A 12,760-nucleotide genomic window follows, 5' to 3' on the forward strand; every position below is an offset into this window, starting at 1 on the left:
GATAGAAATTCACTAGTTTGGATGAGGCATAGCGGACATTTTGCGCGTAAGTCGGTTTCATGTGATCATGAGACGTCTTGCCGTGCTTCGCCACGACCTGCCCGCCTCGCTCGTGGTCTTCCTGGTCGCCGTTCCGCTGTCGCTGGGGATCGCCCTCGCCTCCGGTGCGCCGATCGTCGCCGGGCTCATCGCCGCGGTCGTCGGCGGTGTGGTCGCCGGTGCGCTCGGCGGGTCACCGCTGCAGGTCAGCGGGCCCGCCGCCGGGTTGACCGTGCTGATGGCGGAAACCATCACCACATTCGGCTGGCAGGTCACCTGCCTGATCACCGTGCTGGCCGGCGCGCTACAGGTGCTGCTCGGGCTCAGCCGGGTGGCCCGCGCCGCCCTCGCCATCTCCCCGGCCATCGTGCACGGGATGCTCGCCGGGATCGGCGTGACCATCGTGTTCGGCCAGCTGCACGTGATCCTCGGCGGGAAGGCGCAGAGTTCGGCGCTGGACAACCTCGCCGAGCTGCCGCGCCAGCTCGTCGAGCACCACGGCGCGGCCACGCTGATCGGCGTGCTCACCCTCGCCATCCTGCTGATCTGGCCGAAGCTGCCCGCGGTGGTCCGGAAAGTGCCCGGGCCGCTGGCCGCGATCACCGTCGCCACCGGGGTCTCCGTGCTGGCGGGCCTGACCCTGCCGCGCGTCGAGCTGCCGGGTGACCTGCTGCAGATCCGGTTCGCTCCCGAGCTGCCGGGCGGCGGCTGGGCGGATTTCGCGGTCGCGGTCGTCACCATCGCACTGATCGCCAGCGTGGAGAGCCTGCTGTCCGCGGTCGCGGTGGACAAGCTGCACACCGGTCCGCGGGCGAACCTCAACCGGGAGCTGATCGGCCAGGGCGCCGCGAACATGGCCTCCGGCGCGCTCGGCGGCCTGCCGGTGACCGGGGTGATCGTGCGCAGTTCCACCAACGTCGCGGCGGGTGCGAAGACCCGCGCCTCGGCGGTGCTGCACGGAGTGTGGGTGCTGGTGTTCGTGGTCGCGCTCGCCGGGCTGCTCAAGAGCATCCCGCTTGCCGCGCTCGCCGGGCTGCTGGTGCACGTCGGCGTGAAACTGGTCAACCCCGGCCATCTGAAGCAGGTGCTGCGCCACGGTGATCTGCCGCTCTACCTGGTGACCGTCGCCGGGGTGGTGGGTTTCGACCTGCTCACCGGGGTGGTCGCCGGGGTCGTGCTGGCTGTCCTGCTGATGCTGCGCCGCACGGTGTGGTCCGGGATCCACATCGAGCAGCGTGGCGACGAGTGCCGGGTGGTCGTGGAAGGGGTGCTCACCTTCCTGTCCGTGCCGCGGCTGTCGAAGGTGCTCGCGACCGTACCGGCCGGGTCGAAGGTCACGCTGGAGCTGGTGGTCGACTACCTGGACCACGCCGCGTTCGAAAGCATCACCACCTGGCAGCAGGCACACGAGCGGGCCGGCGGCACGGTGACGATCGACGAGATCGGGCACCCGTGGTTCGGCAAGGGCACCGAGGGCCGTCCCACGGTGCGGCGGACCGCGGCCAACCGGACCATGCCGCGCTGGCTGGCCCCGTGGTCGGCCTGGCAGGCAGCCGACCTGCCGCTGCCGGAGCAGCGCACGCACCGCGGCGCGACCGAGTTCCAGCGCCGGGCCGCTCCGCTGCTCAAGGAGACCCTCGGCAAGCTGGCGCACGCGCAGAAGCCGCACACGCTGTTCATCACCTGCGGGGATTCGCGGATCGTGCCGAACCTGATCACCACCTCGGGGCCGGGCGACCTGTTCACCATCCGCAACATCGGCAATCTCGTGCCGGCCGAGCAGGCCGATCCGTCCATGAACGCGGCCGTCGAGTTCGCCGTGGGAGTGCTCGGGGTGCGGGAGATCGTGGTGTGCGGGCATTCCTCGTGCGGGGCGATGGGCGCGCTCGCCGACGGTGCCCCGCCCGGCACCGCGCTGGCCGAGTGGATGACGCACGCCCAGCCGAGCAGGAAGCGGTCCGGCCCGGTGACCCTCGACGGTGATCGGCCTTCGCGCGAACCGGATCGGCTGGCCCTGCACAACGTGCTGCAGCAGCTCGACCACCTGCGTCAATACCCGCTCGTCGCGGACGCCGAGGAGCGCGGGAAGCTGGTGCTGAGCGGGCTGTACTTCGACGTGGGTGAAGCCCAGGTGTACTTGGCCGATCCGGCGCGTGGCGCGTTCGTGTCCGCGGAGACCCCGGCGATGACCGCGCCCACCCCCGCCGGGGGATGATGCCGGACGGGCGTGGTGCCCGGCCGGGCGGGGTGACTAAGTTGGTGGCCCGTGACCACGCTCGTGATGACCGGAACCGGGACCGGGGTCGGCAAGACGATCGCCACCGCGGCGATCGCGTCGCTGGCGCTCGGGCAAGGGCAGCGCGTCGCGGTGCTCAAACCGGCGCAGACCGGGGTGGCCCCCGGCGAGGCCGGTGACCTGGACGAGGTCGTGCGGCTCGCGGGCAAGCGCATCACCACCCGCGAGCTGCGCCGGTACCCGGATCCGCTGTCCCCCGAGGCCGCGGCGCGGCGCAGCGGGCTGCCCACGCTCGGCCCGGGGGAGATCGCCGCCGCGGCGGGCGAACTCGACTCCGGGCACGACCTGACCCTCGTCGAGGGGGCCGGTGGCCTGCTGGTCCGGTTCGACCCGCAGGGCAGCACGCTGGCCGACGTCGCCTGGTCGCTGGGTGCCCCGGTGGTCATCGTCGCCACCGCGGGGCTCGGCACGCTCAACGCGACCGCGCTCACCGCGGAGGTCGCCACCCGGCGCGGGCTGAACGTGGTCGGCGTGGTGATCGGCGCGTGGCCCGCCGAACCGGATCTCGCCGCCCGCGAGAACCTCACCGACCTGCCGGTCGCCGCCGGGGCGCCGCTGCTGGGCGTACTGCCCGCCGGGCTCTCCCGCAGTACCCCCGAAGCGTTCGCCACGCAGGCCCGGCTGGGGCTTTCGCCCTGGTTCGGCGGGCAGTTCGACCCGGAGACCTTCCCGTCCCCGGTGCCGCGTGGGACGACGTGAGCAGCCTCGCATCCGGGTCGCGACCCGGTCGGGCACCATGGCATCCGTCCGCCCATCACCCCGAGGAGACGCTGTGACCGCAGTCCCGGAGACCACCGACGTGCTCGCCGTCGCCCGCGAACAGGTCCTCGACCGTGGCGAAGGGCTGACCGAAGCGCAGGTGCTGGCGGTGCTGCGGCTGTCCGACGAGCGGCTGCCGGAGGCCCTGCAGCTCGCGCACGAGGTGCGCATGCGCTGGTGCGGCCCGGAGGTGGAGGTCGAGGGCATCATCAGCCTGAAGACCGGCGGCTGCCCGGAGGACTGCCACTTCTGCTCGCAGTCCGGCCGCTTCCCGACCCCGGTGCGGTCGGCCTGGCTGGACATCCCGGGCCTGGTCAAGGCCGCGCGCCAGACCAAGGAGACCGGCGCGACCGAGTTCTGCATCGTGGCCGCGGTGCGCGGGCCGGACGCCCGGCTGCTGGGCCAGGTCCGCGAGGGCGTCAAGGCGATCCGCGAGGACGGCAACGACATCCAGATCGCCTGCTCGCTCGGCATGCTCACCCAGGCGCAGGTGGACGAGCTGGTCGAGATGGGCGTGCACCGCTACAACCACAACCTGGAGACGGCGCGCTCGCATTTCCCGGAGGTGGTCACCACGCACTCCTGGGAGGAGCGCTGGGACACCCTGCGGATGGTCGGCGAAGCGGGCATGGAGGTCTGTTGCGGCGGCATCATCGGCATGGGGGAGACCGTCGAGCAGCGCGCCGAGTTCGCCGTTCAGCTCGCGGAGCTGAACCCGCACGAGGTGCCGATGAACTTCCTCATCCCGCAGCCGGGCACGCCGTACGAGCATTACGAGATCGTCGAAGGCCGCGACGCGTTGCGGACCGTCGTGGCGTTCCGGCTGGCCATGCCGCGCACCATGCTGCGGTTCGCCGGCGGGCGGGAGCTGACCCTCGGTGACCTCGGCGCCGAGCAGGGCATGCTGGGCGGGATCAACGCGATCATCGTGGGCAACTACCTGACCAACCTCGGCCGTCCCGCCTCCGCGGATCTGGACATGCTCGCCGAGCTGAAGATGCCGGTGAAGGCGCTCAGTGACAGCCTCTGACTACTGCGTCCACTGTGGACAGCCGGCGGGCGGGCCCGGGCATGGGGCCTGCGCGAGCCCGCGCACGGCACTGGAGCCGCCGCGGTTCTGCGGGCACTGCGCGCGGCGCATGGTGGTCCAGGTATCGCCGTTCGGCTGGGTGGCGCGGTGCAGCAGGCACGGGGAGACCGCGAGCCGCGCATGACCCCCGGCTGTGCGACCGGTTACGCTCGGTCCGCACATGAGCAGGAGGGAGTCCAGGGTGGTCGAGTCCGCGGGCAAGGCAGCACATCGGTCGTCCGCTGTGGCCGAGGCGTGGTCGGTACCCCTGCTGTTCCCGCCGCAGCGTCCGCGGGTGGTGGTGAAGGCTGACCTGCTGCCCGCGGTGAGCGTGCTCTCGACCGCGGCGCTGCTGGGCATCCCGCTCGGCTGGCTGTGGGCGCAGCTGGCCCCGGCGCAGCGGGTCCGCGTGGTGACGCCGGACGGCGGGCTGGTGCCGCTGGAGCTGGAAAGCTGGCACCGGTTCGACGACCTGGCGGTCTTCGGCTTCCTCGCGATGGGTGCCGGTCTGCTGATCGGGCTGGTCACCTGGTTCCTGCGGGAACGCCGTGGCCCGGTGGTGTGCCTGGCCGCCGCGGGCGGGGCGCTGCTGGCCGGCTGGCTGGGCACGCAGATGGGTCCCGCCTTCGCGAACTCGAAGTACTCGGTGGACAGCGCCCCCGCGCTCGGCACGGTGCTCTCGCAGGCACCCCGGCTGGAGTCCGGCTGGGTGATCCTGGCCGCGCCCTTGCTGACCTGTCTGGTGTATGCGCTGATGACCGCGTGGAACGGCCGTGCGGATCTGGGGCGGCGGCTCGGCTGAGCCCGGCGCTCGTGCCCCGGTGCCCGGCTGCCCTCGGCTGGGTGGCCGCCCTCGGCTGGGTGGCTGGCCCGGCTCGGTTGCGCCCGACGCCCCTGGCTCCGGGAGGCTGTGAAGGGAACCTTCACGGACTCTGGGGCTAGGGCGTCGGCAAAGTCGGTGTGGAGGGCCCTGCGCAGCTGCGGAGGGCTGTGAAGGGACCCTTCACGGACTCTGAGTCCGTCAGGGGCACCCTCACGGACCCGAAACCGGTCGGGCAGCCACGGCTCTCTCTGCTGATCACGGGTCCTCGACCAACTTTGCCGGGACCCTGGCCATAGCGTCCGTGAAGGTGCCCTTCACGGACTTCACCTCGGTGGTCGCGGCGGGGCGGCTCGGCTGAGCCCGACGCCCCGGCTTGAGTAGGCTGTGAGGGGACCCTTCACAGCCTTGGAGTCCGTGAAGGTGCCCTTCACGGACTTCATCTTGGCGGCACCCGGCTGTGGCGGCACCCGGCCGTGGTCGCGACGGTCGGGGGGAGTCAGTTCAGCTCAGCGGGTTTCGTGAACGCGGCCAGCTGGGTCGGTGGCAGTGGCACCGCGCCGAGGGTCTCCAGGAAACCGGCCTCGCGGGTGAGCAGCCGGCAGACGATGCGCAGCCGCCGCAGTGGGTGGGGCTCTTCGAGAAGCAGCTGGCGGTCCTCCAGCGGGAGCAGGCAGTCTGCGGCCAGCTGGTAGGCGAGGTCGCCCAGCTCGGCGTCCACCTCGGGGGAGTGCCAGTCCTCGTCGTGCCAGGCGGCTTCGCAGTATCGCTCGTGCGCGGTCCGGGCCACCTCGGCCAGGCGGTGGCCGGTCGGCTCGGCGGAGGTGGGCACGGGTGTGTCGGGCAGCCACTCCACGGTGCCGAGCAGGTACGGCGCCGAGGTGTGGTCCAGCTTGCATAGCCGGAATCGCCGAGCGGCGCGGGTGATGACGTCGTAGCGGCCGTCCGGGAGGCGTTTCGCCTCGCGGAGGACGGTGCTGCACCCTACTTCGTGTACGTGGTCCAGACCACGTACCTCGCGCACCAGTGGGGCGCGCAGCGCGACCACGCCGAATTCCCGGTCCGGCACGGCGCCGCTCATCAGGTCCGCGGTCAGCTGCCGGTACCGCGGCTCGAAGATGTGCAACGGCAGGTGGACGCCCGGGAGCAACACGGTCTGCAACGGGAACAACGGCAGTATCGCCGTCGCCTCGGGTGCTCTCTCCGGTTCGGTCACGCGTCCACGGTACGGCCAGCCGGGCGCGTGCGCAGTCCGTGCTTCGCGGCTCACCTGCGTGGCGGAGGCTTCAGCACCGCGAACGGATCTGTCACCTGCATCCCCTTGTCCGCGAAGGAGAACAGCGCTGCCGGACGTCCGCCCGCCCGGCCGGGGGCGGCGGTGTCGCCGGTGGGCACGAGGAGGCCGCGCCGTTGCAGCACGCGCTGCAGGTTCGTGGCGGCGACCTTGTAGCCCAGCGCCGCGGAATACAGGCCGCGCAGCGCGGAGATGGTGAACTCCTCGGGTGCCAGGGCGAAACCGAGGTTGGTGTAGCTGAGTTTCGAACGCAGCCGGTCGCGGGCGTGCAGCACGATCGCCTCGTGATCGAACGCGGTGCGCGGCAGCTTGGTCACGTCGTGCCACTCCGTGTCCTCCGGGACTGCTGGGTCGACGTCGGACGGGACCAGCCCCAGGAACGCGGTGGCCACCACTCGTGGTCCGGGCACCCGGTCCGGGGCGCTGAACACGGCGAGCTGCTCCACGTGCCTGAGCTGCCGGACGTCCACCTTCTCGGCGAGCTGCCGCCGGATCGAGGTTTCCACGTCCTCGTCCGGACGCAGCCGCCCGCCAGGCAGTGACCAGCGGCCGAGGTGCGGGTCGAGCGCGCGGCGCCACAGCAGCACCCGCAGTGTGTCCGAACGCACCTGCAGGACGGCCGCAAGAACCTCGTGGGCCAGGGGGGCCTGGGTGTTAAGATGACTTCGCACAGTTTTCGATTATAAGGCGAAAACCAGGGCGGAGCGGAACCGGGTGTGACCGCCGGTTCCGGGCCCGGGAGGAAAACGATGACCACCACGGTTGAGAAGGATCTGACCCCCTACGGCGGGGTCGAGGCGGACGCGGACTGGGCCGCCCGGGTGCGGGAGCTGGCCCGTGCCCGCAACGCGGTGCTGCTCGCGCACAACTACCAGGTGCCCGAAATCCAGGACATCGCCGATCACACCGGCGATTCCCTCGCGCTCAGCCGGATCGCGGCGAGCAGCGACGCGGACACCATCGTCTTCTGCGGCGTGCACTTCATGGCCGAGACCGCGAAGATCCTCGCGCCGGGCAAGACTGTGCTGATCCCGGACGCGCGGGCGGGGTGCTCGCTGGCCGACTCCATCACCGGTGCGCAGCTGCGCGAATGGAAGGCCGAACACTCCGGCGCGATCGTGGTCTCCTACGTCAACACCACGGCCGAGGTGAAGGCCGAGACCGACATCTGCTGCACCTCCTCCAACGCGGTCGACGTGGTCGCCTCGATCCCGGCGGAGCGCGAGGTGCTGTTCCTGCCCGACCAGTTCCTCGGCGCGCACGTCAAGCGGGTGACCGGCCGGCGGAACCTGCACATCTGGGCCGGGGAATGCCACGTGCACGCGGGGATCAACGGCGCCGAGCTGGCTGCGCGCGCCGAGGAGGAGCCGGACGCCGACCTGTTCATCCACCCGGAGTGCGGCTGCGCGACCTCGGCGCTGTACCTGGCGGGCGAGGGTGCGGTGGCGCCGGAGCGGGTGAAGATCCTCTCCACCGGCGACATGGTGCACGCGGCGCGGGACACCCAGGCGCGTTCGGTGCTCGTGGCCACCGAGATCGGCATGATCCACCAGCTGCGCAAGGCCGCGCCGGAGATCGACTTCCGTCCGGTGAACGACCGGGCGTCCTGCCGGTACATGAAGATGATCACCCCGGCCGCGCTGCTGCGGTGCCTGGAACAGGGCGCAGACGAGGTGCGCGTGGACCCCGCGACCGCGGGCCGCGCGCGTGCCTCGGTGCAGCGGATGATCGAGATCGGGCAGCCCGGCGGCGGCGAATGAGCACCCCGGTTAGCGATCTTGAGGCGAAAACCCCGTGCTGGGAGGCGCGCGCCGATCTGGTCGTGATCGGCAGCGGGGTGGCCGGGCTGACCGCCGCGCTGCAGGCCCAGGAACTCGGGCTGCACGTGCTCGTGGTGACCAAGGCGGCGGTCGCGGACGGCAACACCCGGTGGGCGCAGGGCGGTGTCGCCGTCGTGCTCGACAGTGACCACGACCTGGGCGACACGGTGGCGCAGCACGCCGAGGACACGCTGGTCGCCGGGGCTGGGCTGTGCGACGAGGACGCGGTGCGGGCGATCCTCGCCGGTGGCCCAGCCGCGGTCGGGAAGTTGCGCGCGAGCGGTGCGACGTTCGATGGCGGGCCGGGTGGGCTGTCGCGGACCCGGGAAGGCGGGCACAGCGCGTTCCGGGTCATCCACGCGGGCGGCGACGCCACCGGTGCCGAGGTCGAGCGTGCACTGGTCGCCCAGGTGACCGACCGGCGGCTGCCGGTGCTGGAGCACCACATCGCGGTCGACGCGCTGTGTACGCCCGCGGGTGATGTGGCGGGCGTGGCCGTGTTGGACCACCATGGCGTGCCCGGCGTGGTCCGCGCGTCGGCGGTGGTACTCGCCAGTGGCGGGTTCGGGCAGCTGTACCAGGCGACGTCGAATCCGGAGCAGGCGACCGGTGACGGGCTGGCGCTCGCTCTGCGGGCCGGGGCGACCGTCGCGGACATCGAATTCGTGCAGTTCCATCCCACAGTGCTGTACACGCCAGGTGCGCGTGGGCGGTGTCCGTTGGTCACCGAGGCCGTGCGCGGTGAGGGCGCGACGCTGGTCGATGGCGCGGGGGCGCCGGTGATGGCGGGTGTGCATCCGCTGGGTGACCTGGCTCCGCGCGACGTCGTGTCGGCGGCGATCACGCGGCGGATGGCGCTGGCGCCTGGCGGCGTCGATGATCACGTTTTCCTTGATGCCAGGGGGATATCCGGGTTCGCGAAGCGGTTTCCGACGGTGTACGCCGCCTGTGCGGAGCTGGGCATCGATCCGGCGGTGGACTCGATTCCCGTGACGCCCGCGGCGCACTTCGCCTGCGGGGGTGTGGTGACCACTGTGGACGGACGGTCCACGGTGCGGGGCCTGTATGCGGCGGGCGAGGTGGCGCGAACCGGTCTGCACGGCGCGAACCGGCTGGCTTCCAACAGCCTGCTCGAAGGTCTTGTCGTCGGGCAGCGGGTGGCCGAGGCGGTCGCCGCGGACCTCGCGGCCGGGCTGCTGCCGGATCCGGCACGCGGCCGTCTGCCGCGGCGCAGATCCGCCCCGGTCGCCGAACGTGATGCGCTGCAGCGGGTGATGAGCCGCTACGCTGCCATCGGGCGGGACGCCGACGGCCTGGCGGCCGCGGGTTCGGTGCTCGATCTGTCTACTCAGGACAGTCCACTGCAGACGCATGCGGCGGTGGAGGACGCGGCGTTGACGGTGGTGGCGCAGGCGTTGCTCACCGCGGCGGTGGGACGTGCGGAGTCGCGGGGTTGCCATGTGCGGACCGACTTTCCGGATCGTGATGAGCGTGACGGGTTGCGTAGCCGGTTGGTGCGGTTGAGCCCGTCCGGTCAGCCGGTGCTGGCCGAGCCGATTTCGCTGGAGGGCGTGGCATGACGGGCCTGGTCCGCTCCGTGGTTTGTCCGCTCGGGATAGTCCGGCCGGTCCGTGCCGGTTGATCCGATCTCCTTGGAAGGGGTTGCATGACTGAGCTGTTCCCGCTTTCCGACGCGGTGATGCGAACGTTGACCGCGGCCGGGCTTGAGGTCGCCGACGTGCGCCGGGTGGTCATCACGGCGCTTGCGGAGGATCTCCGCTACGGGCCGGACGCCACCACGGCCTCGACGGTGCCGGAAGACGCGCGGGCCGTGGCGGAGCTGACCCCGCGGGTCGCCGGGGTCGTTGCCGGGGTCCCGGTGGCGCGGGCGGTGTTCGACGCCGTGCTGGGGGCGGATTACGAGGTGGTGTCCAGCCGCGAAGACGGCTCGCGGCCGGCTGTGGGGGAGCCGGTGCTGGTCGTGCGTGGCCCGGTGCGAGGGTTGCTCACCGCGGAGCGCACCGCGCTCAACCTGCTCTGTCAGCTGTCCGGGGTCGCGACCGCGACCGCGGCGTGGGTGGACGCGATCGAGGGAACCGGTGCGGCGGTGCGGGATTCGCGCAAGACCACGCCGGGACTGCGGTTGCTGCAGAAGTACGCGGTTCGCCGCGGCGGCGGGGTGAATCACCGGATGGGGCTCGGCGATGCCGTGCTGATCAAGGACAATCACGTCGTCGCGGCCGGTTCGGTCACTGCGGCGCTGGCCGCCGCCCGTGAGCACGCGCCGAAGCTGCCGTGCGAGGTCGAGGTCGACAACCTGGACCAGCTGGAAGAGGCGCTTGCCGCGGGGGCGGACGAGGTGCTGCTCGACAACTTCACCCCGGAGCAGTGCGCGAAAGCGGTGGCACGCCGCGGCGAGGTCGCGCCGGACACCCGGCTGGAATCCTCCGGCGGGCTGACTCTGGACCGGGCGCGGGCGTACGCCGAGTCCGGAGTGGACTATCTCGCGGTGGGTGCGCTGACGCATTCCGCACCGGCGCTGGACCTGGGGATGGACTTGCGGTAAGCCCTGTCGCCGTGGCGTCCGCTCGACTAGGATCTTCCTGTCGGGCAAGGGAATCCACGGGGAGGGGGCCGGGGTGCGAGTAGTCGCTGCCGCAGTGGTGGCCGGGCTGGTCGCGCTGGGTCTGCCGTCGCTCGCCGCGCCCGCCGGTGCGGCCGGCTGCGCGAATCCGTCCGGCACCTACACCGGTGCGGTGCCCTGGGGCCAGCGATTGCTCGATCCGCCCCGGCTGTGGCCGTTGACCCGCGGGGAAGGCCAGGTGGTGGCGGTCCTCGGCACCGGTGTCGACCGGGCCAACGGGCAGTTCGCGCCCGGGCAGGTGCTCGGCGGCGCGGGCACCGCGGATGGCGACTGCGACGGCCGTGGCACCATCGCGGCGGGCATTGTCGCTGCTCAGCCGGACAGTACGAGCACATTCGCCGGAGTCGCGCCGGGTTCGAGGATCCTGCCGTTGCGCTACACGGAGGGCTCGGCGAACGATCACGGTGGCGACCCGAACGCGCTGGCCGGCGCGCTGGAGACGGCTCTGGACCGGGGTGCCGGAGTGCTGCTGGTGGCCGTCCCCGCCGTCGCGAACAGTCCGGCTCTCGACGCGGCGGTCGGCCACGCGCGGGCGCGTGGTGCGGTGGTGATCTCCGCCGCCGCGGCCACGGAAAAGGGCGCGCACACGTATCCCACCGCGTCATCCGGTGTGCTGGCAGTGGGTTCCGTCAACGAAAAGGGCGTTCCGATGCAGACCGAGGCCGGCGATTATCTCGGCATCGCCGCTCCGGGCGCGGATCTGGTGAGTACTTCCGCCGGCGGCGGTGGCGCGGTCGCGCACCGCTGGCCGGTGACCGATCCCGGGCTGGCCGCGGCTTACGTCGCCGGGGCGGCCGCGCTGGTCCGGGCCGCTCATCCGGAGCTGACCGGCGACCAGATCGTGCGGCGGCTGACGCTGACCGCCTCCCGCCCGCCGTCCGGCACCCGTGATCCGCGCCTCGGCTGGGGTGTGGTCGACGCCTACGCGGCGGTGACCTCGGCACTTCCGGCCACCGCGGCCGGTCCCGGCGAGGCTGTCGTGTCTTTGCCGCAGCCCGCGGTGGCCCCGGCCGCTGCTGCGGCCCGGCCGGAAGGCGACCTTACGGCCGGGCTGATCGCGCTGGGCGGGGTCGTTGTGGCGATGGGGGCGGGTGGTGGGGTGGTTGCGTTTCGGCGGGGCCGGGCGCGGGGCTGGCGTCCGTCGCGGTTCGGTTCCTGAGCCGTCAGGCTGTCGGCAGGTAGCGCGACACTGTCCCTCGGCGCGGGCAACCTGCACGGCGAGATCGGCGCTGTCGTAGGAGAACCGGGCGATCTTTTCGCGTGCGGTGCTCCGGTCGTGGGCAGCGGGGGAAGACTCCAGGCGGACTCCGTAGTTGCGGCAGGTCAGGTGCCCGGGGTTCGCCGGGTCGCCGTCCTGTTCACCGTCCACAGTGCACCGTGTGATCGGGCCGAACACGGCGTCGATCACCTCGGTGGCCAGGGTGTCGAGGTGGTGTGTGCTCCGGGGGATCGGCCGGTCGGTGGTGCGGGGTCGCAATTCGGGATGCACCGGGTGACGGGTTGGTCAGGTCGGCTGGGGTGATGCGGCGGTGGCCGGTGACGGGGCGGCCGTTCGGGTGGGTGTTCTGCCGGTGGTCATCGTGCCGGGTTGGTGGCCGGTTCGCCACGACTGTCCATAGTGTACATTGGTCTGATTTGGTCACGGCGCTGGGATGTCAAGGTGGTGGCCGGTCACGATGCGGCCGTCTGAGCCCTTCGGCAGCAGCGCGCGATACATCGCGGCCACTTGCTCGTCGGCCCGGCGGTACCCGACCGAGGAGGCGACGAGGCCGTCTCGAAGTCTTTGTGCCCGTTGCGTTTGCGCGTCGATTCCGGACGAGATCCCGGACCACGTCTCGGCCACGGTCTTCGCGGCGGCTGCGGCCGAGGGCACCTCGCCCAAGGCAGTGGCGGGCACCTTCTCGCCCGCCACCGCCTGCTGCGTGGCATGGAGGACGCCGGCCCGGGCATCCAGCTCGGCCGCCGCCACGTCCAGTTTCGCCGGGGCGACCCGGTAACCATCCTGCACAGCGGTCCTTC

Annotated in this window: 12 protein-coding genes; 9 read left to right on the forward strand and 3 right to left on the reverse strand. The window is 71.9% G+C overall.

The window, feature by feature from the left end:
- Nucleotides 1-67: 67 nt before the first annotated feature.
- The 5 genes from D5S19_RS07245 to D5S19_RS07265 all read left to right on the forward strand — a co-directional run bounded on the left by D5S19_RS07245 (nucleotide 68) and on the right by D5S19_RS07265 (nucleotide 4,965).
- Entirely contained in the window at nucleotides 68-2,254 is a 2,187-nt protein-coding gene (locus D5S19_RS07245; protein ID WP_120022715.1) for a SulP family inorganic anion transporter, read from the forward strand.
- Nucleotides 2,255-2,305: 51 nt separating this feature from the next.
- On the forward strand, nucleotides 2,306-3,034 hold the full coding sequence (gene bioD, locus D5S19_RS07250) for a dethiobiotin synthase (protein ID WP_120022549.1): 729 nt from the start codon (nucleotides 2,306-2,308) through the stop codon (nucleotides 3,032-3,034).
- A 73-nt stretch (nucleotides 3,035-3,107) separates the two neighbouring features.
- Nucleotides 3,108-4,124: a biotin synthase BioB gene (bioB, locus tag D5S19_RS07255; RefSeq protein WP_407641726.1), complete on the forward strand. Its 1,017-nt coding sequence runs from the start codon at nucleotides 3,108-3,110 to the stop codon at nucleotides 4,122-4,124.
- The gene (gene bsaP / locus D5S19_RS32905; RefSeq protein WP_120022550.1) at nucleotides 4,111-4,308 is read left to right on the forward strand and encodes a biotin synthase auxiliary protein BsaP; all 198 of its coding nucleotides are present in this window, start codon (nucleotides 4,111-4,113) and stop codon (nucleotides 4,306-4,308) included. The genes bioB and bsaP overlap by 14 nt, the downstream gene beginning before the upstream one ends.
- 57 nt (nucleotides 4,309-4,365) lie before the next feature.
- A complete protein-coding gene (locus tag D5S19_RS07265; protein ID WP_120022551.1) occupies nucleotides 4,366-4,965 on the forward strand; it encodes a DUF2567 domain-containing protein in 600 nt (199 codons plus the stop codon).
- Between the two features lie 517 nt (nucleotides 4,966-5,482).
- Here the strand turns inward: D5S19_RS07265 and D5S19_RS07270 are convergent.
- Nucleotides 5,483-6,199 (reverse strand): LON peptidase substrate-binding domain-containing protein, encoded by a 717-nt coding sequence (locus tag D5S19_RS07270; protein ID WP_120022552.1) that lies wholly within the window; start codon nucleotides 6,197-6,199, stop codon nucleotides 5,483-5,485.
- A 50-nt stretch (nucleotides 6,200-6,249) separates the two neighbouring features.
- The gene (locus D5S19_RS07275) at nucleotides 6,250-6,891 is read right to left on the reverse strand and encodes an NUDIX hydrolase (protein WP_325050239.1); all 642 of its coding nucleotides are present in this window, start codon (nucleotides 6,889-6,891) and stop codon (nucleotides 6,250-6,252) included.
- Nucleotides 6,892-7,026: 135 nt separating this feature from the next.
- On the opposite strand from D5S19_RS07275, the gene nadA reads away from it, so the two are divergent.
- The 4 genes from nadA to D5S19_RS07295 all read left to right on the forward strand — a co-directional run bounded on the left by nadA (nucleotide 7,027) and on the right by D5S19_RS07295 (nucleotide 11,900).
- Nucleotides 7,027-8,037, forward strand: a complete 1,011-nt coding sequence (gene nadA, locus D5S19_RS07280) for a quinolinate synthase NadA (protein WP_120022554.1) — start codon at nucleotides 7,027-7,029, stop codon at nucleotides 8,035-8,037.
- Nucleotides 8,034-9,677, forward strand: a complete 1,644-nt coding sequence (locus D5S19_RS07285; protein ID WP_120022555.1) for an L-aspartate oxidase — start codon at nucleotides 8,034-8,036, stop codon at nucleotides 9,675-9,677. The genes nadA and D5S19_RS07285 overlap by 4 nt, the downstream gene beginning before the upstream one ends.
- A gap of 119 nt (nucleotides 9,678-9,796) precedes the next feature.
- The gene (gene nadC, locus D5S19_RS07290; RefSeq protein ID WP_407641729.1) at nucleotides 9,797-10,663 is read left to right on the forward strand and encodes a carboxylating nicotinate-nucleotide diphosphorylase; all 867 of its coding nucleotides are present in this window, start codon (nucleotides 9,797-9,799) and stop codon (nucleotides 10,661-10,663) included.
- A gap of 73 nt (nucleotides 10,664-10,736) precedes the next feature.
- Complete coding sequence (locus D5S19_RS07295; RefSeq protein ID WP_120022557.1) at nucleotides 10,737-11,900, forward strand: S8 family serine peptidase; 1,164 nt, start codon at nucleotides 10,737-10,739, stop codon at nucleotides 11,898-11,900.
- A 480-nt stretch (nucleotides 11,901-12,380) separates the two neighbouring features.
- On the opposite strand, the gene D5S19_RS07305 is transcribed toward D5S19_RS07295, so the two are convergent.
- Entirely contained in the window at nucleotides 12,381-12,749 is a 369-nt protein-coding gene (locus D5S19_RS07305; RefSeq protein ID WP_120022558.1) for a hypothetical protein, read from the reverse strand.
- Nucleotides 12,750-12,760 lie beyond the last annotated feature (11 nt).

It is taken from the genome of Amycolatopsis panacis (assembly GCF_003600245.1).
In the GTDB taxonomy this organism is placed as follows: Bacteria; Actinomycetota; Actinomycetes; order Mycobacteriales; family Pseudonocardiaceae; genus Amycolatopsis; species Amycolatopsis sulphurea.